Source organism: Geobacter anodireducens (assembly GCA_001628815.1).
Taxonomy (GTDB): domain Bacteria; phylum Desulfobacterota; class Desulfuromonadia; order Geobacterales; family Geobacteraceae; genus Geobacter; species Geobacter anodireducens.
The window spans coordinates 2,004,416-2,029,980 of sequence record CP014963.1 but is presented as its reverse complement, the minus strand read 5'-3'; the positions used below and the strand labels follow the sequence as shown (position 1 = coordinate 2,029,980).

19 protein-coding genes and 5 pseudogenes are annotated in these 25,565 nt (G+C 55.4%); 19 read left to right on the top strand and 5 right to left on the bottom strand.

The window, feature by feature from the left end; translation table 11 throughout:
• The first annotated feature begins 1,033 nt into the window (after positions 1-1,033).
• The 12 genes and pseudogenes from A2G06_09260 (at position 1,034) to A2G06_09205 (ending at position 13,284) form a co-directional block, all read left to right on the top strand.
• Entirely contained in the window at positions 1,034-2,119 is a 1,086-nt protein-coding gene (locus tag A2G06_09260; GenBank protein ANA40448.1) for a transposase, read from the top strand.
• 368 nt (positions 2,120-2,487) lie between these two features.
• Positions 2,488-2,859, top strand: coding sequence for a hypothetical protein (locus tag A2G06_09255; GenBank protein ANA40447.1), 372 nt, complete (start codon positions 2,488-2,490; stop codon positions 2,857-2,859).
• A 247-nt stretch (positions 2,860-3,106) separates the two neighbouring features.
• On the top strand, positions 3,107-4,366 hold the full coding sequence (locus A2G06_09250; GenBank protein ID ANA40446.1) for a hypothetical protein: 1,260 nt from the start codon (positions 3,107-3,109) through the stop codon (positions 4,364-4,366).
• Positions 4,354-5,133: an AAA family ATPase gene (locus A2G06_09245; GenBank protein ANA40445.1), complete on the top strand. Its 780-nt coding sequence runs from the start codon at positions 4,354-4,356 to the stop codon at positions 5,131-5,133. Before A2G06_09250 ends, A2G06_09245 begins: the two co-directional genes overlap by 13 nt.
• 129 nt (positions 5,134-5,262) lie before the next feature.
• Entirely contained in the window at positions 5,263-5,859 is a 597-nt protein-coding gene (locus A2G06_09240; protein ID ANA40444.1) for a hypothetical protein, read from the top strand.
• A gap of 2,023 nt (positions 5,860-7,882) precedes the next feature.
• Positions 7,883-8,278, top strand: coding sequence for a hypothetical protein (locus A2G06_09235; protein ID ANA40443.1), 396 nt, complete (start codon positions 7,883-7,885; stop codon positions 8,276-8,278).
• A gap of 67 nt (positions 8,279-8,345) precedes the next feature.
• Entirely contained in the window at positions 8,346-9,104 is a 759-nt protein-coding gene (locus tag A2G06_09230; GenBank protein ANA40442.1) for a hypothetical protein, read from the top strand.
• A 43-nt stretch (positions 9,105-9,147) separates the two neighbouring features.
• Entirely contained in the window at positions 9,148-9,975 is an 828-nt protein-coding gene (locus A2G06_09225; protein ID ANA40441.1) for a DNA polymerase III subunit beta, read from the top strand.
• A 103-nt stretch (positions 9,976-10,078) separates the two neighbouring features.
• A complete protein-coding gene (locus A2G06_09220) occupies positions 10,079-10,498 on the top strand; it encodes a hypothetical protein (GenBank protein ID ANA40440.1) in 420 nt (139 codons plus the stop codon).
• Between the two features lie 888 nt (positions 10,499-11,386).
• Complete coding sequence (locus tag A2G06_09215) at positions 11,387-11,950, top strand: antibiotic biosynthesis monooxygenase (GenBank protein ANA40439.1); 564 nt, start codon at positions 11,387-11,389, stop codon at positions 11,948-11,950.
• A 251-nt stretch (positions 11,951-12,201) separates the two neighbouring features.
• A pseudogene (locus A2G06_09210) lies at positions 12,202-12,363 on the top strand (transposase).
• A 117-nt stretch (positions 12,364-12,480) separates the two neighbouring features.
• The gene (locus A2G06_09205) at positions 12,481-13,284 is read left to right on the top strand and encodes a transposase (GenBank protein ID ANA40438.1); all 804 of its coding nucleotides are present in this window, start codon (positions 12,481-12,483) and stop codon (positions 13,282-13,284) included.
• Positions 13,285-13,321: 37 nt separating this feature from the next.
• Here the strand turns inward: A2G06_09205 and A2G06_09200 are convergent, their stop codons facing one another.
• Positions 13,322-13,615: a transcriptional regulator gene (locus A2G06_09200; protein ID ANA40437.1), complete on the bottom strand. Its 294-nt coding sequence runs from the start codon at positions 13,613-13,615 to the stop codon at positions 13,322-13,324.
• 9 nt (positions 13,616-13,624) lie between these two features.
• Positions 13,625-13,818: pseudogene (locus A2G06_09195) on the bottom strand (hypothetical protein).
• A gap of 113 nt (positions 13,819-13,931) precedes the next feature.
• On the opposite strand from A2G06_09195, the pseudogene A2G06_09190 reads away from it, so the two are divergent.
• Positions 13,932-14,204 (top strand): annotated as a pseudogene (locus tag A2G06_09190) (hypothetical protein).
• 246 nt (positions 14,205-14,450) lie between these two features.
• Here A2G06_09190 and A2G06_09185 read toward each other — a convergent pair.
• Positions 14,451-15,533 (bottom strand): annotated as a pseudogene (locus tag A2G06_09185) (transposase).
• A 261-nt stretch (positions 15,534-15,794) separates the two neighbouring features.
• Here A2G06_09185 and A2G06_09180 point away from each other — a divergent pair.
• From A2G06_09180 to A2G06_09165, 4 genes are all read left to right on the top strand, one after another.
• Positions 15,795-16,229, top strand: coding sequence for a hypothetical protein (locus A2G06_09180; GenBank protein ID ANA40436.1), 435 nt, complete (start codon positions 15,795-15,797; stop codon positions 16,227-16,229).
• Positions 16,230-16,831: 602 nt separating this feature from the next.
• Positions 16,832-20,035 (top strand): carbamoyl phosphate synthase large subunit, encoded by a 3,204-nt coding sequence (gene carB, locus A2G06_09175; protein ID ANA40435.1) that lies wholly within the window; start codon positions 16,832-16,834, stop codon positions 20,033-20,035.
• A 113-nt stretch (positions 20,036-20,148) separates the two neighbouring features.
• Positions 20,149-20,634, top strand: a complete 486-nt coding sequence (locus tag A2G06_09170; GenBank protein ANA40434.1) for a rubrerythrin family protein — start codon at positions 20,149-20,151, stop codon at positions 20,632-20,634.
• 27 nt (positions 20,635-20,661) lie between these two features.
• A complete protein-coding gene (locus A2G06_09165; GenBank protein ID ANA40433.1) occupies positions 20,662-21,270 on the top strand; it encodes a Cro/Cl family transcriptional regulator in 609 nt (202 codons plus the stop codon).
• On the opposite strand, the gene A2G06_09160 is transcribed toward A2G06_09165, so the two are convergent.
• Both A2G06_09160 and A2G06_09155 read right to left on the bottom strand, forming a co-directional pair.
• On the bottom strand, positions 21,242-21,445 hold the full coding sequence (locus A2G06_09160) for a tautomerase (protein ANA40432.1): 204 nt from the start codon (positions 21,443-21,445) through the stop codon (positions 21,242-21,244). The two genes, A2G06_09165 and A2G06_09160, sit on opposite strands and share 29 nt — an antisense overlap.
• A gap of 39 nt (positions 21,446-21,484) precedes the next feature.
• Positions 21,485-21,856: an FMN-binding protein gene (locus tag A2G06_09155; GenBank protein ID ANA40431.1), complete on the bottom strand. Its 372-nt coding sequence runs from the start codon at positions 21,854-21,856 to the stop codon at positions 21,485-21,487.
• 474 nt (positions 21,857-22,330) lie between these two features.
• Here A2G06_09155 and A2G06_09150 point away from each other — a divergent pair, with 474 nt between their 5' ends.
• Entirely contained in the window at positions 22,331-23,155 is an 825-nt protein-coding gene (locus tag A2G06_09150; GenBank protein ANA40430.1) for a mechanosensitive ion channel protein MscS, read from the top strand.
• Positions 23,156-23,609: 454 nt separating this feature from the next.
• Positions 23,610-25,558, top strand: a pseudogene (locus tag A2G06_09145) (penicillin-binding protein).
• Positions 25,559-25,565: the final 7 nt, after the last annotated feature.

Genomic DNA, 25,565 nt, shown 5'->3' with positions numbered 1-25,565 from the left:
GCGCGCTACAGTAATAATGAGGTGTCTAACGGAATCCGTAATGCGTTTAATCAAAGCATGAATGAAATCAATCAATTTAAGAGTTCATATCCGCAGTGGGCAGAAGATGTTAAAACGCGTGAACTGCAAAATCTTCCAAATAAAATCGCACAGCATCTAAAGAGAGCAGCATTCTCCAACACTCCTTTTGCAGTAGCACTTCTTGAAGCGGTCGCTTTAGGGCAGCGGCAGGCCCAATCATTCTGGTCTTTTGTAACTCAGCCGAATAATAGCCAACTCCCTGATACTACATTCCCTTCGTTACAAGGAGCAATACTTGGTTATGAATATCTATTCCAAGATGAGTCTTTGATTACAAAAAGAAGGGAAGCGGAAAAAAGAGCCATTGGGGCTTTAAGAAAACAACTTACTGACAAGACCGACGAAACAATAGCTGTATCCGAAACTCTGTTTCACGATCTCAATGAAAGCGCCACGTTGTTTAAGGATGAATTGAGTCAGTGGAAACAAACTACAGTTGAGGCTCTTGCGACACAGCTAGATGAAGACCGAACCGCAAGAGATGATTTTTTCAGTAAAGCTAAGACCAGAATTGATGAATTAGAAGCTCTGTATTCAGAAAAATTAAAACTTGAAAAACCTGCTGAATACTGGAGAACACGAGCTTCACATTTTCGTACAATTGGGCATCGGTGGGGAACAGTTGTCGCTCTTACAACGATCGCATCAGTAATCTTGTTTAGTTGGTTGTTTTCCCAATGGCTGAAGTCAGGACAAGCCTTTGAGAAATTTTCTGTGCACCATTGGCAGGGGATTATTTTACTCGCATCAGTTCTGTCTTTAGTTGCTTACTTGATAAGGATATTTGGCAAACTGACTTTCAGTTCATTCCATCTTCAGCGTGATGCAGAGGAGAGAGAGCAACTTTGCTACCTCTATCTCGCATTAGCAGGCTGTTGAAATTGAAATAGAGAAAACAGCCTATTTGTGGTACATTATCGCGCATAACGCTCTACAATTATTGAGGAAAGTTATGCGCGGTTTTGACAGCAACACAGAAGCTCTCTTTACCTATGTGACACCTGAATCCTTTGTCCCGAAGGACCACCCTTTGCGGGCCATCCGTAAGATGGCCGACGAAGCTCTGGCAGGGATGGACAAGCTCTTTGACAGCATGTACGCCACAACCGGCCGCTCCTCAATCCCACCGGAGAAGCTCTTGAAAGCCCAACTGCTGATGATCCTCTACTCCATCCGCAGCAACCGGCAGTTGGTAGAGCAGATCCATTACAACTTCCTGTTCCGCTGGTTCCTCGGCATGGGCTTGGACGAGAAAGTCTGGGATCATTCCAGCTTTACCAAGAACAGTGACCGATTGATTGGCTCCGAAGTTGCCGCAGAGTTTCTTTCCCGGGTTCTGGCCCAGGCAGAGCGTAAGCGACTGTTGTCCCGCGAACACTTCACCGTTGACGGAACTCTCATCGAAGCCTGGGCTTCCATCAAGAGCTTTAAGCCCAAGGATGGACCTCCTTCAGCCGGTGGTGGCGGCAGAAACGATACCGTGGATTTCAAGGGACAGAAACTTACCAACGAAACCCATGGTTCCACCACTGACCCTGATGCCCGGCTCTACCGCAAGGGGAAGAACAAAGAAGCCAAGCTCTGCTACCAGGGACATACCCTGATGGAGAATCGCAGTGGCCTCATCATCAGGACCAAGGTGACAACGGCAACCGGTTGCGGTGAGCGCGACGCAGCAAAGGCCATGGTGCAGCAATTGCCAAGGACGACCCGACGGATCACTCTTGGCTGCGACAAAGGCTACGACACAGAATCATTCGTCAAAGAGCTGCGTAGGTTCAAGATCACGCCACACGTGGCCCAGAACACCTCCAACAGGAAATCGGCCATCGACGGCAGAACCACCAAGCATCCGAACTACACCATCAGCCAGAAGATCAGGAAACGAATCGAAGAAGGCTTTGGCTGGATGAAGACCGTGGGCAGATTACGCAAGACGATGTACCGGGGAATCGAGAAGATCGCCATGCAACTTGATCTGCACGCTGCGGCCTACAACCTGGTTCGGATGAAAAACCTGGGTCTCGGTGTCACCTGAGAGGGGAAAACCAGGCTACATCAGCAGTATATGAGGTTGATAAAGAGCAAAAAGAACGAGGAACAAAGGTTCTGAGCAACAAAACTGATTCAAAAAAAACGAACTGCAAAGTTCAGCAAGTCAAATGGGGCCGATTTTCAACGGCCTGTTAGTGAATGAAACAGAAATCGATACAGAATCCAGAAAAATTATATTGCAATCACTTTTCAGTCGTTCAGATTCCGGATTGTTGACTGGGGATCATGGCCCAACCATGCCAGGAATTAGTGATGTAGTCTCAAAAAAAGTCGGCAGCTAACATGCCACTACACCCGTTAAGGAAGTTCCCCCGGTAGTGTAGACACCTCAACCTAACGGAGGTGTCGGAAATGGCAAAAATCATCGGACCGAAGAAAATTCGCAGCTATGGCCAGCAGTTCAAGGCAACGGCCGTCAAACTTAGTCACTTGCCCGGTGTGCAGGTGCAAGACGTGGCGGAGTCGTTGGACATCCACCCGTTCATGCTCTCGCGCTGGCGCAAGGAGTACCGGGAGGGACTCATCGTGGACAATGACACGCCCGACATCGAGACCCCGGCGACCGCTTCAGAGTTGCAGCGACTACGACAGCTTGAGAAAGAGCATGCTCGCTTAAAGGAGGAGCACGAACTCTTAAAAAAAGCCATCCGGTTCTGTTCCGAACGAAAGCAGAAATCTACGCCTTCATCGAGCAGAACCGGAAAAGACACGAAGTCACGATGATGTGCCGGCTTTATGGGGTGATTCGTGCCGGGTACTATGCGTGGAGGTCTCGCGGGCGTAGCCAGCGCAGCCTTGACGACGAAGTCCTTGGTCAGAGGATCGAAGCAATTCACCGCAAGAGCCGCTGTCTGTACGGCAGCCCCAGAGTCCACGTGTCACCGGTAATGCAATAATGGCCCAAACGCGGTAACGAAAAGTGTACCACCCCGAAACCATGGTATCCCTTCTCATGAAAGGAGGGATGCCGATGATCTCCACGGAGGTGTACATGGACATTGTTGCATTGAAGCGCCAGGGCCACAGCCTGCGGTGGATTGCCAAAAAACTTGGCATCCATCGCAAAACGGTAAAGAAGCATCTGGAAAGCAGCTCCTTTCCCACCTACACGCGCAAGTCTGCCAAGCCATCCATCCTTGAACCGTATCACCAGATCATCCGGGATTTCCTCGACGAGGACGACTACCAGGCCACCTGGATCTTCGAGCGCCTCAAGCGCATGGGCTATGCCGGCTGCTACGACACCGTCAAGGTGTTTGTCCGTTCTATCAAAGAGCAGAAGTGCCGGATCGCCTACACCCGCTTCGAGACGGAGCCGGGACTCCAGGCCCAGGTGGACTGGGGCGAGTTCAAGATCGTCGACAGCTCAGGCAGGACCACCACGGTCTATGCCTTTGTCATGGTTCTCGGCTTCTCCCGTGCCATGTATGTCGAGTTCGTTGAGCGCTGCACGATGGAATCCTTCATGGATTGCCACCTGCGGGCATTCCGGCAGCTTGGCGGCGTGCCGGCCGAAATCCTCTACGACAACATGAAGCACGTCGTGATTGGCCGGGAGAACGGCAAACCGACCTTCAATCTGGAGTTTCTCCATTTCTCCCGGCACTACGGTTTCACGCCCCGGCTTTGCCCGCCGTATAGCCCATGGGTCAAGGGGAAGGTGGAGCGCCCCATGGACTACCTGCGGGAAAGCTTCTGGCGAGGCTATTCGTATCGTTCTCTCTCCCAGGCCAATGACGATATCAGTGCCTGGATTGCTGAAACGGCCCACCAACGGATTCACGGGACCTACCGGCAGCAGGTGAAGCTGCGCTGGGAACAGGAGATCCCGCACCTGGGGCCGCTTCCCGCTTCCGATTACGACACTTCTCTCAAGTTCTTCCGCAAGGTGTACAAGGACTGCCTCGTCTCCTTCGGCCGCAACCGTTTCTATGTTTCTCCTCACGTAGTCGGCAAAAGGGTGCTGCTCAAGGTCAAGAGCGGCATCATCCGCATCTATCACGATGCCGATCTCCTGGCCGTCTATGAGATTCCGGAGACCAAGGGGCAGACCATCGGCATTCCGTCCCGGCCGGATCGTACTCAGCAACAAACGCCCCGCTATGGCAGGGACAAGGGAAAGGCAACCAGAGGACTGGTGACCCGCACCCTCTATCCCGAGGTCTATCGCCGTCCCCTTGCCGAATATGACCGCTATGCCGCCGCAGGAGGTGCATCATGGAGCAACTGACCTTTGATCGCCTCCAGGACAACCTGAAACGGCTGAAGCTCTTCAAGGCGGTGGAGATCCTCGATGACGTTGCCACTCTTTCCCAAGCCAGTGGCGGCTCGTACCTCTCGTTCCTCGACCAGCTCCTGGAGGAAGAGGTGGCGGCCAAGGACAAGCGCCGCGTGGATACCGCCATGAAGATCGCCGGCCTCCCCATGGCCAAGACCATTGAAGAGTACGACTTCACCTTCCATCCCCATCTGGACAAGAAGTCGGTCATGGAACTGTTCGACCTGACCATCCTGAACAAACACGAGAACGTCATCTTTCTCGGCCCGCCCGGCGTCGGCAAGACCCATCTCGCCATCGCTCTGGCTATCAAGGCCTGCTATCACGGCTTCAGGGTCTATTTCACCACAATGCACACCCTGATCGCCAAACTGAAGGAGAGCCAGGCCAAGGGGAAGGCCTACCTCAACTCCAGCCTGGTCATCGTCGATGAGGTCGGCTATCTCCCGGTCTCCAGCCAGGAGGCCTATCTCTTCTTCCAGTTCGTGACTTACCGCTACGAGAAGAGCTCGACCATCATTACCTCAAACAAGAGTTTCTCCGACTGGCAGGAACTCTTTGGCGATCCGGTCATCGCGTCGGCCATCCTTGACCGACTGCTGCACCATAGCCGGGTGATCAACATCAAGGGGCACAGCTATCGGCTCCAGGGTCACGCGTTCGCCAAACAACTCTCCCAGAAAGGAGGTGACGCTATAATTTCTGCTTCCCCTGATTGAGACGTTCTCTCCCAGAGGGTGGTACACTTTTCATTTCCCGAAACTGGTACACTTTTACGTTCCCGTTGACACCACGACGCACTGCGCAAGAATGGCATCCATGTCGGGCGTAAGCGTGTCGAGCGGCTGATGCGCAGCCGAGGCATCAAGGCTCGCTGTGCGCGGATCTACCGGCTTAAACCTGGCGTCAAGAAGTTCTTCGACGGCATCCCGAACCACAGCTATGGAATCGTTCCATCCGGACCGAACCAGGTGTGGGCCGGAGATGTCACGTACCTCAGAGCAGGCGGCAAATGGCGCTACCTCGCCGTCGTCCTGGACAAGTTCTCCCGGCGTATCGTCGGCTGGGCCATGAGCAGGTGGAGGGATACCGATCTCACACTCAGGGCATTCAACAACGCCGTTGAACATCGCAAGCCGCAACCGGGGACCATATTCCACAGTGACCGCGGGTCCGAGTACTGTGCCTACACCTTCCGCGACCGGCTCGCCAGCCTCGGATTCGTCCAGAGCATGAACCGTCTCGGCGGGAAGATGACGGACAATGCGACGATCGAATCGTTCTTTCATTCAATGAAAGCCGAAGGCATCCACCGCGCGAAGTTCGCCAACGTGCAGGCACTTTCGAACCACATTCGGAGTTACATTCAGTTTTATAACTCAAAAAGGACGCATTCCTCTCTTGGCTATCTGTCGCCGGAGGAGTATGAGTGGAGCATGGCATAACCCGTGTCTACTTTATCGGGGGAAGATTCTCGCGGCGAAGCAACCGCCGCGCAGGTCACGCCGCGACCCGTTGGAACAGAAAAAGAGAATCATATGAAACTTGATGGACTAGACAATTTGGTAGCCAAGGGACAACGTTTCTTAGATGAACATGAGCCGGTCCAAACACACAGTGAGTATAACCGATGGGTTAGCTCAGTCGGGCGTTGGTTGAATGACAAGTTCCCTGATTCTGGCTTATCTGCTGATTGGGCTTCGCAGGGTAATTCAAATTTAGTGATGGGCGGCGGTTACTACGATGACCCAGCTTCATGGTCTATGTTTAGGCTGACAGTCCAACAAAGGCTCAGATGGCTTGGGAACTTGCCACTTCGTGCACAAATCAAAGGGTTGTCGGCTCCAGCCAGATTCAAAATGAGGCAATGCAAATCGGAAGAAAAGAAATTAAATTGAATACAACTTCTCGGGCCTACGTTGATCCAGACAGAATCAATGAACTTAAAACTATCTCAAGTGAAAGCTTCGATCTTTCAAAGCTTATTCGTTTGTGTGAAGAGTTAAATATATGTTTTGCGGGTGAGTGTTACTTGTCGATGGTAATGTTAACACGAGCAATATTGGATCATGTGCCTCCGATTTTTGGGAGTTCAAGCTTTCAGCAAGTCGCCAACAACTATTCAGGTGCAAAGTCATTCAAAGAGGCAATGCAAAACCTTGAAAACAGTTCCAGGAAAATTTCTGATTACTACCTGCACTCCCAAATTCGCAAATCAGAGTCACTGCCAAACGTAACACAAATTGATTTTTCCAATAATGTCGACTTCTTGCTAAGCGAAGTTATCCGCTTGCTAAAGAAGTAATCAGTTCCAACCAGCGCCACGACCGGCCAAAAACAAGCCGGTCAGGCTTATGGCGTTAGTCAAAATGAAAAATAATGGAGACAAAATGGAAAAACCAAAAGTGTACCCCGGACAATGGATTTGGGTTCAGTCCCGCGAATGTGTCGTTTGCCAAGAATTTCAAGATACCTCAATTGCTGATATTGAAGTAGTCCACATGGACCAAGGAAAAGCAACCAATAGAGACGCAAAATGGAACGGAGAGAAATGGATATTTGCCGGAGGAGATATGGGGGGATATGCCGACAGTTATTCAAGGCTCTCGGAATTTGTCTCTAAGTTGCGTCGTGGCCGCCAACATCATCTAGGGGAATAACTTGAGAAAACCAAGAAGCCGCATGTTCGAGGATTCGCTCAAGACGCACCTTGTTTTTATCAAAAGATTCTGTTGTTGTTTCAGCAAGTAAAAGCCTTGCTGCGTGAATGTTACCAAAAAGACGATCAGTAGCGGACAAGCCAAACGGCCCCGCTTTTGGTGCAAATCCAAATGAATCTATTTCTGACATATTCCCTCCTGAAGTTGAGGGACTGTGATGACTAACCATCGGCACGACCGGCCTAAAACCGCCGGTCAGCCTCAGCCCCGTTATGCAAAGGATAAAGAAATGGAACCATGCCCAGTTTGTAGCGAGGATATGACCTATGCCCGCACTGGAGCGAGAGATGCAACATCCGTAAATTGCCCTCGTTGCGGAAGATACGTTATCACTCGTACAGCACTCGTAAACCTACGAAATACCGAGTTGAGTCCAAGGCAAAGAGCAAATATCTCAGGGTGGCTCAACGAGAACCCAGATTTCGAGATTTCTACCGCAAATATAGATCAACTATCTCATCTCCCACCTCCTTCATTCCACGAACAGGCAAATAAGTTCTTATTAGGCTTAGAAAAAGACACCTCATATGCTGGTGAGTACATCGAGGAAAGGACAGATTGGATTAGTCGTGGGTGGTGCATCAATGCTGAAGAACTCAGTGAAGTTATCAACTTTTTGAAAGCCGCCGAACGAATTAAAGATTACGGGGTTATTGACGCATTACGACTTAAAGTAGCTCCAGAAGGCTGGGCTCACTTAGAAACATTAAAGCGGAATTCACCGGACAGTAATCAGTGTTTTGTAGCAATGTGGTTTGCAGATGAGATGAAGGAAATCTATGACAACATCATTGCCCCTGCAATCCTTGACGCGGGTTACAAGCCTCACAGAGTCGATCAACGCGAGCACAATGAAAAAATTGATGATGAAATCATTGCTCAAATCAGGAAAAGCCGTTTCGTCCTCGCTGATTTTACAGGTCATCGAGGCGGAGTGTATTTTGAGGCAGGATTCGCAAAAGGTTTAAAGTTGGAGGTGATTTGGACTTGCAGAGAAGACGACCTTGAAAACCTGCACTTCGACATACGACAATACAACTGTATCACTTGGTCAAAGACAAATTCGAATGACTTCAGAACCAAAATCAAAAACAGGATCGAGGCTGTGCACGGTCATGGTACCTATTCGGACGGCAATGCATAACCAGGAAGATACACCGGCCTAAAACCGCCGGTGATCTCCCGGCCCGTTGAACCATGGAGGCTTGTGGATGATATTTCCAATTCTTGAATATGACCCAACCCGCACTGCCTTTATTGAACCTTCAAAGGTTATCATGCCTCTGGATATGCCTCAGTGTTGTGTAATCTGTTTTTTCAGAGAAGTGATCGATAAAATTGTCATCGAACACAATGCAAAGGTATTGGTAACAGACTTGTGGGAGGATGGACCTCATCCGGTTTACGAAATTGAATACAACGACCAGAGGTTGGCATTCTTTCATCCAGGTATTGGTGCACCACTGGCTGCGGGTCTGCTCGAAAAGGTCATTGCTTATGGTGGTCGGAAATTTATGGTTTGTGGAGGATGTGGAGTTCTTGATAAAGATATGAGCGTTGGGAGCTTAATGGTTGTATCCAGCGCAATCCGCGACGAAGGCGTTTCATATCATTACCTGCCACCAAGCCGAGAAGTCTTTGCGAACCCAGCGGGGGTGAAGGCGCTTGAGGACACCTTGAATATAAAGAACATTACGCATCTTGTCGGTAAAACCTGGACGACCGATGCACCTTTCAGAGAGACGCCGGATAGAATAGCCAAAAGAAAAGAAGAAGGCTGTCTTGCTGTAGAAATGGAAAGCGCCGGCATGATGGCAGTTGCACAATTTCGTGGTGTAACTTTAGGACAGATATTATATGGCGGGGACGATCTGACCTGCGTGGAGTGGGATGAACGTTTATGGCAATCAAATACCACCATACGCGAGAAGCTTTTCTGGCTGTGCGCGGATGCAGTTTTACTTGCCTGATCAGTGAAAAGAAGAACAGGAATTATTTTGTAAAGGAGAGGGCATGCTTCAAGAGAAAATGATTGAGAATATCCGTGAGAAGTGTCACCAGGACATTCGCGTTGTGTCCGCGCTGATGTTCGGGTCGTTCGCAACCGGCGAGGGTGATCAATATTCGGATATAGAATTCGCGGTGTTCATCCGCGACGACTCGTTAAATGATTTCGATCAGCGTTCATGGCTCAATTCATTCAGCCCGGTTGCCGCTTACTTCCTGGACGATTTCGGCCACCACACAGCACTTTTCGAGAACGGCGTGCGTGGCGAGTTCCACTTTATGCGGGCTTCGGAGCAGTCGGTTGTTGCCGGCTGGCAGGGATACGGGTGGTTTCCTTCGCTTGAAGCGGCGGTGTTGCTGGATCGAGAAGGCGAATTGTCGCAGTATGCGCGGCTGCTTGTGGGAGGGCCTCCAAAACGTGAAGGGGCTGAACTGGTAGAGGGTCTGTCCCTTAACCTGATCAACCTGATGCTGTTCGGCGCAAATCTTCTCAATAGAGGCGAATACGCTCGTGCATGGGCTTTATTGGGCAAGGCGCACGAAAATCTGCTAAAGCTGGCTCGACTTCATGAAGGGGAGACTGACCATTGGCCGACTCCTTCGCGGGGTCTCGAGATCGACCTTTCTGGTAATGCATATCGTCGCTACCTGACTTGTACGGCCAGCGCTGAACGTGTTCCTTTGTGCAGAGCCTATTGTGAGTCATGGAGGTGGAGTAGAGAGCTGATAGAGGCGGTTGTCAGACCACATAACATCGAACTCCCACAATCAGTCATGGCACAGTTGGAAATACTGCTTGATAACGTGACTGCTGATCCAAACCCAAACCCGTAAGGCTTCATAGGCAACAGAAACAATAAATGTTCAACCAGGAAGATGCACCTGACCAAAAAGCCGTCAGGTGATCTCCCGGCCCGTTGGCTGAAAAAGGAAGAAGATGAATTTCTTGATTTTTGGAGCATTCGTAGCGATTGCGCTTCTATATTGGCTTTTCACGGTAACATCCCTGAAAAGGCTAAAAAAGCAATTCGAAGGCCTTTGCTCAGTTGGCGGAGTGGTCGAAGAGTCTTCGGTTGTGGACATCATTCACGGAGTAATTCCAGCCGGATATCGATACAGCATCAACCTCAGGATAACCCCAAACGAATTGTGCCTCATCCCCACCGGAATTTGGGGATGGATTCCAGCCATCTCTATTCCGTTTGATCAGCTCACCGTCGTTAAATACAAAGAAGCAATTTTACCAGTCATCGAACTAGCGGTAAAAAGTCGGCCGACAAGGATATTCATCAAGGGTGACGGCGCAAGGATAATCAAAGACACAACCAACAAGGCGGCGGCAGACGGGCTCCGCTGACGCTCCGCCGCTGCGCCCCCACGACGTTAGCGCACCAAGAAAGGTGAAGAATGAATGAGCTAATTGCCTTTTGTGAAAATCCAGGTTGCAGCACAATATTTAACATAGCTAACTTCATTGGTGGACCTGGGTCTGTAAAAATTAAAATGACCAACACGAGAGTCGGGCCTTGCCCATCCTGCGGTGGTACTGGTCTTATCCCTGACGGAACGTATAGTTATGCTAACGAGACAATTCAATTTCTGACTGGTCCTCAAACTAGTCTCGACAAACTGCGCGTCCTTGATCGAATACTGAAATCTGCCCGTTTACAAGCCTCTTCACGTGAAGAAGTAATCAATAAAATCAATGAAGAAGATTCGGACGTAGCAAAATGGTTTTCGGACGTCCTACCAGCAATCAATAATTCAGCACAATGGATAGCTGTGTTGATAGCACTCATAGCATTAGCTATTCAGATACAAACTTCGTACTTCAAGAAGGATATGGACATTAAGGATAAATTTATTGAACACCTACTTGAAGACCAGAAAAACATTAAATTACAGAAACAATCAACTTCTCTAAAAACATCTAAAATACCTAGAAACGCCCCATGTCCTTGCAATAGTGGCAAAAAATACAAGAAATGCTGTGGACAATAGCACATAAGTTTTAAGCACTAACCAGGCAGAAGCACCGGCCTAAAACCGCCGGTGTTCTCCCGCCCCGTTGGAGCAGGCGCCAAGGGGACGTAGTTGCCGTTGTTGACTTATTTGAACCCCTTCTACGGGCGTGGCTGTTCTGGTGCAGCAGAGGGAATAAGTCAACAACTTCAACAATGTCCCTCTGGCTCACAGGTAACGCGTTGATGGCTTTTGGTTTAGCAAAGTTACGAGGTAGGGTCCAATGAACGACGAGAAGACAGGCGAAGGAGCGACGGTAGTAATTACGCACAGGTTGCGTGAAGGCAGGCAGGAAGAATACGAACGGTGGCTCGAGGAAATTTCGCCCTTGAGCAAAGCCTCACCCGGTCATTTGGACTGGCACATCGTCCGTCCGATACCCGGATTGTCCGAAACTTATACCATCGTAATCCGGTTCGATACCGAAACGCACCTGCGGGAGTGGATGGAATCATCGACGCGGGCCCGATTGATAGAAAAGGTTCGGCCACTTCTTGCTACGGACGACGACTTCTTTATCAGTAGCGGGTTGGATTTCTGGTTCACTCCTGCAGGGGCAAAGGTCAAGGTGCCGGTGCGCTGGAAACAGTGTCTGCTGACGTGGTCCGCCATCTATCCTTTGGCCTTGGGCATGCCTCTGGTCGTTACTCCCATCCTGCAATACCTGGGCGTTGCGGACAACCATCTCCTTGCTACATTGGCCGTGACCGGGATAGTCGTTTTTCTCATGGTTTACGTGGTGATGCCCCGCTATACAAGACTTGTTCAGCGATGGTTGTTTAGGTAAGGCCAAAGGGACTTCGGGAACCAAAGGTACCAGTCATTGGTAAATGGATAACTTAGGTTCCAACAAAGCGCGTGGACCAGGTCTCGGATCAGAAGGTTCCGGGGTCGGACCAAGCTAACCAAATGATGGATCGGAAGGTTCCGGGGTCGGACCAAGCTAACCAAATGATGCAACGTTGTTTTCTTTAAATATTAGGGCGAATTTCCCCCTTAGAACCACCTTTTCACCGCTAAAAGCGAGCATTTAAGAAGATGGCACGAGCGAATCGGCACTACATACCGGGTCAGGTGTGGCACATCACACACCGGTGTCACAAGAAAGAGTTTCTTCTCAAGTTTGCCAGAGACCGGCGTCGGTGGCTTCACTGGCTCTTCGAAGCGAAGAAGCGGTTCGGGCTGCAGGTCCTCAATTACGTGACGTGAATCGGGTCGGACCAAGCTAACATAACGATATTTCAACAATTACACCTCAATTTTGGGAGATTTTTACCCTTAGAAGCGCATTTTTAGGGTCATAATCGAGCACTTAACATGGCACGAGCGAATCGGCACTACATACCGGGTCAGGTGTGGCACATCACACACCGGTGTCACAAGAAAGAGTTTCTTCTCAAGTTTGCCAGAGACCGGCGTCGGTGGCTGCACTGGCTCTTCGAGGCGAAGAAGCGGTTCGGGCTGCAGGTTCTGAATTATGCCGTCACCTCAAATCATGTTCATCTGCTGGTAGTGGATACGAAACCAGAGGTCGTGGCAAAGAGCATCCAACTGATCGCCGGAAGAACCGCGCAGGAATTCAATCAGCGGAAAGATCGAAAAGGGGCGTTCTGGGAAGATCGGTACCACGCAACCGCGATCGAGAGAAACGAGCATCTCGTCCGTTGCCTCGTTTACATCGATCTGAACATGGTCCGCGCCGGTGTCGTAACGCATCCAGCGGAATGGGAAATGAACGGATACAACGAGATTCAGAATCCGCCGGACCGATACGCCATTATCGACAGGCACAGTCTTTTCGATGCTTGCGGTTTCCCGGATTACGGGAGTTTTGCCGAACAGCACCGTAAATGGGTTGAGGATGCACTGAAGAAGGGCATGAATCGGGAAGGCCATTGGACCGAAAGCATTGCAGTCGGCAGTTCGGCTTTTATCACAGACACGCAACGGAAGATGGGGTGCAGCGCCAAGGGACGGAAGCTGGAAGAACAGGTGGACGGAGCGAGTTTACTGAGAGAGGATGCGGAGCCTTACCATGCCCATTTTACCGGCAAAAATGAGGCTCTAAGCCCTGGAAATGCATTCTTTTGGGACGATTACGATGTAGTTTCAATTGGTTAGCGAGGTCCGACCCTCAGGAGTTCCTGCTATCAGCAGGTTACCTGGCTTCTGCGTGCAGTTTAAGTCCAAGTGCCGCAATGATTTTAAGGATGGTATCAAAGCTGGGAACCCGCTCTCCTGAAAGTGCCTTATAAAGACTTTCGCGGGAAAGACCGGCATCTCGTGCAACCTGCGACATCCCCTTGGCGCGGGCTATGTCTCCGAGTGCCTTGGCGATGAAGGTCGCATCGCCATTAGCCTCTTCGAGGGAGGCTTCAAGGTAGGCGGCCATTTCCTCCGGAGTGCGGAGATGTTCGGCGACGTCATAGCGACTGGTAGCGGTTTTGGTCATGTTCACCTCCTATAGGTTCTGTGCGAGGCGGATTGCCGCCTTGATATCCCGAGACTGGCTGCCTTTATCGCCGCCGGTTTGACGTCTCCGGGATTTCCGGACGCAAGCCGCTCAATCCTCACGAGGACCCGAGCCTTGGCCTTTACATCACGAAGATTGTCAAGCCATTTGGCAAACAGTTCGGTTTTGCGGATTTCAATCATGATTATACTGTAGCCAGTTGGCTACAAGCTGTCAACCCATAATACGGCAGTAACCATGCTCAGCCGTTGGACAGACCCGCAAGGGGCGGGGCAGCCTCAGTAAGGTGAATATTGTGAAGCGATTGACCCGATCGACATCCTGTGCACTTATGGCAGTGATCTTTTCACTGGTCTTCACCATCGGAGTCACTGGTGCCGGTGTCGAACCGACCGCCACGGTCGCCCACTACTCACGCAAAGGCGAAAAGAACCCTCCACCGGCCAAGACGTTTCCGATCCTCAGGGAGCCTGGCTCCACCACGGCGAAGTTCTACTGCGGCGACAGGATCGTGGCGCCCGGAGATACGCGGGCAGGGGTGATCGAGAAGTGCGGCGAGCCGACCCGTACGTGAAACGGGTCGGGCCAAGCCAGCCTGCCGATATTTCAACAATTACATCTATTTCAGAGGGTTTTTTACCCTTAGCAGGGTCTTGAAAAACTCCCTGTTTTTGCCCCCATGACCTCCAGGAGAGATTTTTCGGGACGGCTCAGTTTGATTTTGTTGTTTGTTCTGCGGTTATCTTGCTCTTTGAAACTCTTTTTGGCCGATTATTCGGCCCGGTTTCGCCTTGTGGGCGGTTTTCTCCCCACTTTATGCGGTACCAACCCCCAAGTTTCGCATTCGGACCAGGTTGTAAGCGGTTACCGCCAGGGTGAAGTACCAGTTGATTTTGGTCACTCCCCGATAGCGGGTCTGCCGAAACTGGCCGGTAGTCTTGAGCCAGCCGAATACTTCTTCGATGCGCTTACGGAATTTCTGGCTCACTGCATACCCACTGTGCCGGGTGGTGCGTCCGTCAATGGCTGAACCACCGTTGCGTTCTGTATTCTGGGCAACATGGGGCGTCGCTTCATGGTACGAGCTGCTTTGACGAATCCCTTGGTGTCGTAGTTCTTGTCGGCAGCCACCGTGATGCGCCGCTTGCCATTGACAACGCTGCCAAGCATCTTTTCTGCGGCATCGCGTTCGGCAAAGCCATCGGCTTCGGTGACGGTGCTGACCATGACCAGCCCATTTCTGTTCTCGGTCAGGACATGGGCCGCAAACGACAGCTTGGCCTCATGGGTGCTGCTCTTGCGATACAGCTTTGCTTCCGGGTCGGTGGTCGAGGCATGAGTATCGTTGACCAGTTTCTCACCCCGGAAGTCACGGGTCGGATTCTTTCCCGCTGGCGGCTCCTGATCGTCATCTCGGGGTTTGAAACTCTTGATGGAGGCCCATGCCTGGATCAGGGTACCGTCAACACTGAAGTGATCTTTTGACAGCAGCTTCTTGCCTCTGGCCTGCTCAAGGATCGCTGCCAGGAACTTTGTGGCAACATCGGTCTCAATCAGGCGCTCCTGGTTCTTGCTGAAACTGGAGTGATCCCAAACTGGCTCATCAAGACCGAGACCGAGGAACCAGCGGAACAGGATGCTGAAGTGAATCTGTTCCACCAGCTTGACGTTGCTGGGAATCGAGTACAGCACCTGCAGCAGCATTGCCTTGAGCAATTGCTCTGGCGGAACCGATGGCCGGCCGGTGTGGGAGTACATCTGACAGAAAACCGGAGACAGATCATCAAGGGCCACATCAACCATCTGCCGGATGGGCCGCAAGATGATCCTTGGGCACAAAGGATTCCGGCGAGATGTAGACGAACAGAGCATCAGATTGCTGCTCAAAACCGCGCATACTGTTTCTCCTGTAATATCAGTGAGATATGCGCGGCATCATAACACAAAACCGAATCAAATTGTACGTAAATACAGTGAGTTTTTCAAAGACCTGTTAGAAGCGCATTTTCAGGGTCATAATTGAGCACTCAACATAACATGGCACGAGCGAATCGGCACTGCATACCGGGTCAGGTGTGGCACGGCCTGTTGCCGAAACCAAGACGAGGCCGGTTCTAAGCACGTATAATCTGTCCATCGTTACAGCCGGAGTCCAGCTATGATGGGAAGACAGGAACAACCTCAGCACAACCTATTCCATTACAGTGTCAACCTCGACAAGTGGATCAGAAACGATCACCCGCCTCGCACGGTCAATGAATTGATCGACTTCGATTTTGCCTATGCCGAGGTGAAGAATTGCTCCGGCAACAACGGCAATGAATCGGTCATTTCGCTGATAATATTGAAGTTGATGCTCTTTCTCGTTTTCTACAAATGTCCGCTCGGAACGGGAGGTGATGAAAACCGTTCCGGAGCGAATGGACTGGCTCTGGTCTCCGGGATACGATCTCGACTCGGTCATCCCGAACCACAGCGTCTTATCCAAGGCAGGGAAGAAGTGGGGCGCTGCAGTTTTCCAAAGCTTTTCCGAGCGAATTACTTCATAAGATGTTTATGGGGGCAACGGCCCTCCAGCCATGTTGATAACTGAGCTTGTGCGTTATTCAAGGGTAAGCTTTGTTAAGCGATTTATTTTCTCGGCATCCTGTGCAATTATAGCTGCAATCGATTTCGCTGGCATTCTCCAGCGGGACCAGTAGTGCCTGTAACGAACCGGTCGCCACCACGAGTTCCACACTTACGTAAGAGCGAGAAAAAGTCCCCGCCGGCAAATACGTTTCCGATCCTCAGGGAGCCCGGCTCCACCACGGCGAAGTTCTACTGCGGCGACAGGGTCGTGGCGTCCGGGCATACGCGGGCAGGGGGGCGAAGAGTGCGATGAACCGGCCCGGAAGGAACAGCGGCGGGAAGCGCGCGTACGGGCGGTGACTCGCGGCAGGACGTTCCTGACGACTGTGGCTACCGAAGAGTGGGTTTACAACTCGGGCCCCGGCCGTTTACTCTGCCATCGGAAATTCCCGGATGATCGGTTCGCGGAGATCAAAACCGGAGAAGGATGATAAGATGCCATGCAATGGCGCCATGACCGCTGACACGTATGCCCCATGGGGGCGACGGCAGAGTCGGGCGCCCACAGAACCAGATCATAGCTGACAGGTACCCAACCTCTATGCACAAAGGAGTGTATCGCCAATGCCCAAACGCACCGACATCCACAAAGTCCTCATTATCGGCTCCGGCCCGATCATCATCGGCCAGGCCTGCGAGTTCGACTACTCCGGCACCCAGGCCTGCAAGGCGCTGCGCAAGCTGGGCTACCAGATCGTGCTGGTCAACTCCAACCCGGCCACCATCATGACCGACCCGGGCACGGCCGATGTGACCTACATCGAGCCGTTGAACGTGCCAACCTTGACCGAGATCATTGACAAGGAGCGCCCTGATGCCCTGCTGCCCAACTTGGGCGGCCAGACCGGCCTGAACCTGTCCAGCGCCCTGGCCGAGGCCGGCGTGCTGGAAAAGTACGGGGTCAAGGTGATCGGGGTCAACCTGGATGCCATCAAGCGCGGCGAGGACCGCGAGACCTTCAAACAGACCATGGATAGCCTGGGCATCGAAATGGCCCGCAGCGACATTGCCCACTCCCTGGATGAGGCCAAGGCGGTGCTGGAGAAGATCGGTTTCCCGGTGGTGATCCGGCCGGCCTATACCATGGGCGGCACCGGCGGCGGCTTTGCCTACAACATGGAGGAGTTCGAGACCATCGTCAACCGTGGCCTGTCGGTCAGTCCGATCAAGCAGGTGCTGGTGGAGGAGTCGATCCTGGGCTGGGAAGAGTTGGAGCTGGAGGTGGTCCGCGACGCCAAGAACCAGAAGATCACGGTCTGCTTCATCGAGAACGTGGATGCCGTGGGGGTTCATACCGGCGATTCCTTCTGCACCGCGCCGATGCTGACCATCAGCCAGGAGCTGCAGGATCGCCTGCAGGCCGATGCCTACAAGATCGTCGACGCCATTGAGGTGATCGGCGGCACCAACGTGCAATTTGCCCATGACCCCAAGACCGGACGGGTGGTGGTGATCGAGATCAACCCCCGCACCTCCCGTTCATCGGCCCTGGCCTCCAAGGCCACCGGTTTCCCGATCGCCCTGGTTTCGGCCATGCTGGCCGCCGGCCTGACCCTGGACGAGATCCCCTACTGGCGGGACGGCTCCCTGGAGAAGTACACCCCCTCCGGCGACTACGTGGTGGTCAAGTTTGCCCGCTGGGCCTTTGAGAAGTTCAAGGGGGTCGAAGACAAGCTGGGCACCCAGATGCGGGCCGTGGGCGAGGTGATGAGCATTGGCAAGAACTACAAGGAGGCGCTGCAAAAGGCGATCCGCTCCCTGGAAAACGGCCGTTATGGCCTGGGGTTTGCCAAGGACTTCAACAAGCGTTCCCTGCCCGAACTGCTGGAGCTGTTGGCCGAGGCCACCAGCGAGCGGCAGTTCATCCTGTACGAGGCACTGCGCAAGGGAGCCGATATCGACCTGCTCCATCGCCGCACCCATATCAAGCCCTGGTTTTTGCAGCAGATGAAGGAGCTGGTGGAACTGGAGGAGCGGATTCTTGCCCACAAATGGGGGCGCCTGCCGAACGATCTGCTGGTTCAGGCCAAAAAAGACGGTTTCTCGGACCGCTATCTGGCGCAACTCCTCCACGTTCCCGAAGAGCGGATCCGTGAGCGGCGCATCACCCTCGACATGCTGGAGTCGTGGGAGCCGGTGCCGGTCAGTGGTGTGGAGAATGCGGCCTACTACTTCTCCACGTACAATGCCCCGGATAGCGTGGCGGTCACGGAACGCAAAAAGATCATGGTGCTGGGGGGCGGCCCCAACCGGATCGGTCAGGGGATCGAGTTCGACTACTGCTGCGTCCACACCGCCTTTGCCCTCAGGGATGCAGGCTATGAAACCATCATGGTCAACTGCAACCCGGAGACGGTTTCCACCGACTACGACACCTCGGACAAGCTCTACTTCGAGCCGTTGACCGTGGAGGATGTGCTGTCGATCTACGCCAAGGAGCAGCCGGAAGGGGTGCTGGTGCAGTTCGGCGGCCAGACGCCGCTCAACATCGCCCGTCAGCTTCAGGAGGCGGGAGTGCGGATCATCGGCACGCAGCCCGATACCATCGACCTGGCCGAGGACCGGGAGCAGTTTAACGCCATAATGCGCAAGCTCGGCATACCCCAGCCCGAATCGGGCATGGCCAGCAAGCTGGAGGATGCCATCGTCATTGCCGAGCGGATCGGCTATCCGCTGATCGTGCGTCCCTCCTACGTGCTGGGGGGGCGGGCCATGGAGGTGGTGCATGACGAGGAGATGCTGCGCGAATACCTGTCCAAGGCGGTGGATGTGACCCCGGAGCGGCCGATCCTGATCGACCGTTTCCTGCAGAACGCCATTGAGGCCGAGGCCGATGCAATCAGCGACGGGACCGACGCCTTCGTGCCGGCGGTGATGGAGCATATCGAGATGGCCGGCGTCCATTCCGGCGACTCGGCCTGCGTGATACCGCCGGTCAATATCCCGGCGAAACATGTTGCCACCATCGAGGAGTACACCCGCCGGATCGCGGTGGAGATGGGGGTGGTGGGGCTCATGAACATCCAGTACGCCATTAGCGACGACAAGGTCTACATCCTGGAGGCCAACCCCCGGGCCAGCCGCACCGTGCCGCTGGTTTCCAAGGTCTGCAACATTCCGATGCCGCGCATCGCGGTGCAGGTGATGCTGGGCGCCAAACTGAAGGACATGGGACTGGCCCGAGTGGCTGTTTCCCATTTCGGGGCGAAGGAGGCGGTATTCCCCTTCAACATGTTTCCGGAGGTGGATCCGGTGTTGGGGCCGGAGATGCGCTCCACCGGCGAGGTGCTGGGCATGGCGTCGTCATACGGGATGGCGTTCTACAAGGCCCAGGAGGCGGCCGGCGCCATGTTGCCGCTGGAGGGGACAGTGCTCATCACGGTCAACGAGCACGATCGCGCCGGAGCCCTTGAGGCGGCACAGCGGTTCTCCGCCATTGGTTTGGCGATCATGGCCACCCAGGGGACAGCGGCGTTCCTTGCCGGCAACGGAGTAACCGTGAAGACCGTGCTCAAGATGCACGAGGGAAGGCCGAACGTGGCCGACGCCATCAAGAATGGCGAGGTTCACCTGGTGGTCAATACGCCGTCGGGCAAGGCCAGCATCCATGACGACTCGTACATCCGCAAGGCGGCCATCAAGCACAAGATCCCCTATGTTACGACCATTGCCGCGGCAATCGCCGCCGCTGACGGCATTGCCGCCCGCAGGCAGGGGAAGGAGTCAGTCAGGAGCCTGCAGGAGTATCATGGGGGAATCGGTCGGTAGGTTTGATGCGCCGGGGTTGATCTGTCCCGGGGGTAACCTGGCGATATGCTTGCGCACGGAGGAACTGCCGGGCAGGATGACCCGCAGGGTGGGGCGGAAGGAGGATAAAACCCGTGAAGCTTACTGCGGATGTGATCTTGCAGATAGCAATGGAGCTGGAGCGGCGGGGCCGGACATTCTATGAATCGCTGGCCCTCGGCTGCGGCAACGGGCGGATCGCGGCGCTGGCCGCCACGCTGGCAAAGGCGGAGATTGATCACCTGGAAACCTTTACGCGCATGCGGGAGGGACTGCCGGAGGGGCTGCGCGGTCCGAACCTGACAGAAGAGGAGCTCATGGCTGCGGCGGAACGCGTGCGCAGGGAGGTCCTGCCCCGGGCGAGCGTGGTGAGCGAGATGGTCATCGCCTCGAACCCGGGCAAGGCGCTGGACATGGCGATAGCCATGGAGGCCGATGCCGTCGCCTTTTACGCGGAGGCGGCGGCCGGTCTCGATGGTCTTGATGCCGATGTCATCACGGCGATCATGGCCGAGGAGAGGGCGCACCTCGTGATGCTCCAGGAGGTGCGCAACCTGTGCGCCGCCGTTCTCCCCGGGTAGCCCGCGTCTGAAAGGACAACGACCGAGATGGATCGATACCTGGCGGAGTCGGACATCATTGACTGGAGCCACCCGGACATCCTCTCGCTGGCAACGGCGCTCTCGGCGGGTTGCCGCCCGGAGAGCGAGATTGCCGGAAGATGCTTTGAGTGGGTGCGCGACAACGTCCGCCACAGTTGGGACCATAAGCTCAACCCCGTGACCTGCACGGCGTCGGACGTTCTGCGCCATCGGACCGGGTATTGCTATGCAAAAAGCCATCTGCTCGCGGCGCTCCTGCGGGCATGCGGCATTCCGGCGGGATTCTGCTATCAGCGGCTGAGCCTGGGCGGTCACGGGGCGCCGTACTGTCTGCACGGCCTGAATGCGGTTTTCCTGCCCGCGCATGGCTGGTATCGGATCGATCCCCGGGGCAACAGGGACGGGATCGATGCCCGGTTCACTCCGCCGGTCGAGCGCCTGGCATTCTCGCCGGACGACAGCCTGGAAGCCGATCTTCCCGAGATATGGTCGGAGCCACTGGACTGCGTGGTCTCGGTGCTGCGCCGCCATGACGACTATCGGGACGTGTACGCCAACCTGCCCGACGTGGAGCTGGTGCGGACGGTCAGCGTCCGGCCCTGCGCCGCACGGTGACCGACTCGCCGCCGATCCCCCAGTTGTCGGTATCCACCTCGTCGATCACCACCACCGTGGTGGCCGGATTCTTCCCCAGCACATCCACCAGCAACTGGGTGGCCCCCCTGATCAGGGCCGCCTTCTGCTCCGCCGTCGCTCCTTCGCGGGTGATCTTGATGTTCACGTAGGGCATGAAACCGTTCTCCTTTCAGATGTCGTGCAGGGCCATATGCTACCAGGTCTGGGTGATCGAGCCGGGCGTTACGGCCAGGGTGGCGCGCAGCCAGTCGAACCGTGCCTTCAGCAGGTCAAACTCCGGGCCGGAGAATAGGAACGCGGCCGTGCCCCTGATCAGGAACCCCGCGCCCGGTCCGTGCAGCCCCTTGACCTTGCTGCTGCCGATGGTGATCAGAACTTCGGGGTTGACGGCAATGTTGGCCTCGGTGCGGTGCATGTAGCCGGCGGGGATCAGCAGGCGGCCGTCGTCGGAGATGCGGACGTAGCTGTTCCAGGTGTTGACCAGATGCGGGCCGTCCTGGCCCAGGGTGGCGATGGCGACGATGCCGTCCTGCTTCAGTATTTCCATCAATGTTTCGGGGATCATCCGTGCTGCCTCCTGTTGGTTGAGAGTGGTCCGGCCGGGTTCTGCGACCGGAAGAATCTCTGTTTGTGCTGACCGTGAATGATGCGGTACCTTTTCACTACGTGTCTGTGCCGGATTATCCGGCCGCACCCGCTGCTCCGGCCCGACCGCGCCATTTGTTGCGCAGGGCTGCCCGCAACGGCTGAACAACATTGTTAGGATAGTCGATTTTTGTCCCCATTGGGAGGTGGAGTTTCAATTAGTTTTGTCCAAACAGACGAGACTCTGTAGCTACAATGGCGCCGGAGTCGAGCATCACCGGTTGCGCGGGCCGGCTGAAACGGGGAGATGAGACATCCGAATGAATGGCAATTCACCCGATTAGCGGTAGACTTGATCAGTAACGGCTCCTGGTGGAGCGGGCGCCGGCAGGAAGCCGGCCGTTCCAGGTGTGCGCACCATCCGGGAGAACGGCTCACATCAAGGAGGAACGGCATGGACAGCATTGGCCAGTATCAGCAACTTGTTATCGCCTACGCAACGGAAATCGGGACAAAGATCATCGCCGCCATTATCTTCTGGATCGTCGGTCGCTGGCTGATCCATCTGGTCCAGCGGATGCTGCAGCAGGTCCTTGAGAAGCAGAAGGTCGATCCCAGTCTCATGCGGTACTTGGGCAATTTCCTCGGTGTTGCCCTGAACATCGTGCTGGTGGTTGCGATCCTGGGTTACTTCGGGGTGCAGACGACCACCTTCGCCGCATTGGTGGCCGGTGTCGGCATTGCCGTGGGTGCCGCCTGGGGCGGGCTCCTCTCCAACCTGGCGGCAGGGGCGTTTCTCCTGGTGCTGCGTCCCTTCAAGGTGGGGGATTTCGTCACCATCGGCGGCATCACCGGAACCGTGCAGGAAATCGGCCTGTTCGTGACTGCCATCAACACCCCCGATAATGTCATGACCATGGTGGGCAATGCCAAGATTTTCAACGACACCATCCAGAACTATACCATCAACGACTACCGCCGGGTTGAGCTGAAATGCCAACTGGCCGGCAGCGCCGACCATGTGGCTGCCATGGAGTTGCTGCGGGAGAAGCTGGCGGCGGTGCCGAACGTGCTGTCAATGCCTGCGGTCGATGTGGAGATCCTCGATTTCACCCTGGTGGGGCCCGTGCTTGCCGTTCGTCCCTACTGCCACAACGACCATTACTGGCAAGTCTATTTCGACGGTAACCGCACGATCCGCGAGGCCCTTGCCGCGGCCGGATTCCCGGCGCCAATGCCTGCCCAGGTGGTGCTGGTCCAGAATCCGCAGGGGGGATGACCGGTCGCTGTGCCGGATATGCCGGGAACTGCCGCGGCGCGATTACCGCTCGGCCAGGCTGACGTGCGATCCGGCGGGACATCGCCATAGCCCCACAGGGCTGACTTGACGTAACCAATGCCTCCGGGCGAGGAGGTAGCGCACGGGCAAGGACGGATTGCCGGCGGGTTCGGCCTCACGCCGCCGCCGGCCGGGGGGCCGGATTCTCTCCGCGACCGCGATCCCCTCTGCGTTCGCTGCTCTTCCCGCTCCGGGCAGCGGTGCCTCCCCGCAGGCGCCGAATGCCCCCGCTCCCTGCCGTGCCTGCCCTTGACATCCTTCAACGAAGCATATACCGTTTGCGGTGCCTGTTTGAGCGTAAACACTTCAAGCGTCACCGTCACCGGTCCGGACTGCCCCGCAACGGGCGGAACACCCGTTGAACCGATGAATGCCGCCCGCGAGGGTAGGAGTAATGTCCAAGCTGTCCTATTGCCTGATCGTACTTATCGTCCTGACCCTGAGCCTGACGTCGCCGGCCGGGGCCCAGGATGCCATCGCCACTCATCCAATCCTGCCCGCCGGCTATTCTTCCATCAAAGTTTTCGACCGTAACGGCCGGTTTGCGGGCCGGATTCTTCCCGAAAAGCGCTACTGGGTTCCCATCGACCGCATCCCTGCCTTCCTGCAAAAGGCGGTGGTGGCGGTGGAGGATGCCCGCTTCTACGAGCATGGCGGCATCGATGTGCGGGGAATTGCCCGGGCCCTGGTAAAGGATGTGGCCAAGGGGAGGCTGGCCGAGGGTGGCTCGACCATTACCCAGCAGTTGATCAAGAACAAGTATCTCTCCGGGGAGAAGAGTATCGGGCGCAAGCTGGAAGAAGCCCGGCTGGCAATGGACTACGAGAAGAAATACAGCAAGAGCCAGATCCTAGAAATGTATTTCAATGAAATCTACTACGGCCGTGGAGCCTGGGGGATTGCCCAGGCGGCCCGCGTCTACTTCGACAAGAACCCGGATGAGTTGACCGAGGCCGAATGCGCCCTGCTGGCGGGTGTGCCCAAGAATCCGGGCCGCTACAACCCGCTGGGCAAGGCGGCTGACGTGGGGCGGCGCAGGGACGTGGTCCTCAAGCGGATGACAGACCTCAGGATGATTTCCGCCCGGCAGAAGCAGAAGCTGCGCAGCCAGCGAGTGGCCGTTACCCCGCCGGACCAGGCGTCGTGGTATCTGTCCCATATCCGGAACCTGCTGGTGGAGCGGTACGGCCCCCAGGTCATCGAGGCGGGGGGGCTGGAAGTGACTGCGGCCATGGATCTGAACCTGCAGAAACTGGCCGAAAAGACCTTGCGGGATGGGGTGAAGCGGGTTTCGCCCGACCTCCAGGGAGCGCTGGTGTCCCTGGATCCCGCCACTGGCGACGTGCTGGCGGCCGTGGGGGGCGTGGACTTCGCCAAGAGCTCCTATGACCGGGCATTCCTGGCGCGGCGCCAGCCCGGCTCGGCCATCAAGCCCCTGATCTATGCGGCTGCCCTGGAAAAGGGGATCACTGCCGCGAGCGTCTGGGACGATACCCCGGTTGCCTATGTCCGCGGCGCCAATCAGACCTGGAAGCCCAGGAACTACGGCGGCGAGCAGTACGGGGAACTTTCCCTGAGAAAGGCCCTGGCCTACTCGAACAACGTCATCACGGTCAAGGTGCTGGAGACGGTCGGCGTTCCCTACTTCGTGGAGATCGCCAGGAATCTGGGGCTGTCGCTCCGGTCGCCCAACGACCTCTCGCTGGCCCTGGGCACCGATGAGGTGACCCTGCGTGACCTCGTTTCGGCGTACACCCCCCTGGCCAACGGCGGGCTCCGGGCCGAAGCGAGGACCGTGCTCCGAATCTACGACAAGCGCCGCCGCGCCTGGACCGACAATCCGCCGGCGGTCACCCCGGCCATCTCGCCCGCCGCGGCCTATGTCACGACCCAGATGCTGAAGGACGTGATGGTGTACGGCACGGCCAAGTCGCTCAGGAAGTTCAGCCAGGCCCGGCCGGCCGCCGGCAAGACCGGCACCACCGACGATTACCGGGACGCCTGGTTCATCGGCTATACTCCCGGCGTCGTTACCGGCATCTGGGTCGGCCACGACAAGCCCCGGCCGGGAGGGAGGGGTTCATGGCATCGGCCCTGGCTGGCCGGCCGGCCGCCGACTTTGCCCGGCCGGAAACGGTCGTTGCCGTGGCCGTGGATCCTGCCACGGGGTACCGGGCGGCGCCGGAGTGCCCGGAACAGCGGGAGGAATTTTTCATGGCCGGCACGGAACCGGTCGAATACTGCCCTGCCCACGGCGGGGAACTCCTGATGCCCGAACCGCCTGGCCAGCCGATGCCGGAAGGGGAAAACCAGGAGCCTGCGGCCACCGACAATCCGATGTGACAAGGAG

Coding starts and splice junctions, on each gene's coding strand:
- A2G06_09225 (ANA40441.1), top strand. CDS start 9,148: ATGCTTCAAGAGAAAATGATTGAGAATATCCGTGAGAAGTGTCACCAG.
- A2G06_09245 (ANA40445.1), top strand. CDS start 4,354: ATGGAGCAACTGACCTTTGATCGCCTCCAGGACAACCTGAAACGGCTG.
- carB (ANA40435.1), top strand. CDS start 16,832: ATGCCCAAACGCACCGACATCCACAAAGTCCTCATTATCGGCTCCGGC.
- A2G06_09160 (ANA40432.1), bottom strand. CDS start 21,445: ATGCCCTACGTGAACATCAAGATCACCCGCGAAGGAGCGACGGCGGAG.
- A2G06_09235 (ANA40443.1), top strand. CDS start 7,883: ATGTGGTTTGCAGATGAGATGAAGGAAATCTATGACAACATCATTGCC.
- A2G06_09150 (ANA40430.1), top strand. CDS start 22,331: ATGGACAGCATTGGCCAGTATCAGCAACTTGTTATCGCCTACGCAACG.
- A2G06_09255 (ANA40447.1), top strand. CDS start 2,488: ATGGCAAAAATCATCGGACCGAAGAAAATTCGCAGCTATGGCCAGCAG.
- A2G06_09180 (ANA40436.1), top strand. CDS start 15,795: ATGATGGGAAGACAGGAACAACCTCAGCACAACCTATTCCATTACAGT.
- A2G06_09200 (ANA40437.1), bottom strand. CDS start 13,615: ATGACCAAAACCGCTACCAGTCGCTATGACGTCGCCGAACATCTCCGC.
- A2G06_09165 (ANA40433.1), top strand. CDS start 20,662: ATGGATCGATACCTGGCGGAGTCGGACATCATTGACTGGAGCCACCCG.
- A2G06_09240 (ANA40444.1), top strand. CDS start 5,263: ATGCGCAGCCGAGGCATCAAGGCTCGCTGTGCGCGGATCTACCGGCTT.
- A2G06_09260 (ANA40448.1), top strand. CDS start 1,034: ATGCGCGGTTTTGACAGCAACACAGAAGCTCTCTTTACCTATGTGACA.
- A2G06_09250 (ANA40446.1), top strand. CDS start 3,107: ATGATCTCCACGGAGGTGTACATGGACATTGTTGCATTGAAGCGCCAG.
- A2G06_09230 (ANA40442.1), top strand. CDS start 8,346: ATGATATTTCCAATTCTTGAATATGACCCAACCCGCACTGCCTTTATT.
- A2G06_09155 (ANA40431.1), bottom strand. CDS start 21,856: ATGATCCCCGAAACATTGATGGAAATACTGAAGCAGGACGGCATCGTC.
- A2G06_09215 (ANA40439.1), top strand. CDS start 11,387: ATGAACGACGAGAAGACAGGCGAAGGAGCGACGGTAGTAATTACGCAC.
- A2G06_09205 (ANA40438.1), top strand. CDS start 12,481: ATGGCACGAGCGAATCGGCACTACATACCGGGTCAGGTGTGGCACATC.
- A2G06_09220 (ANA40440.1), top strand. CDS start 10,079: ATGAATTTCTTGATTTTTGGAGCATTCGTAGCGATTGCGCTTCTATAT.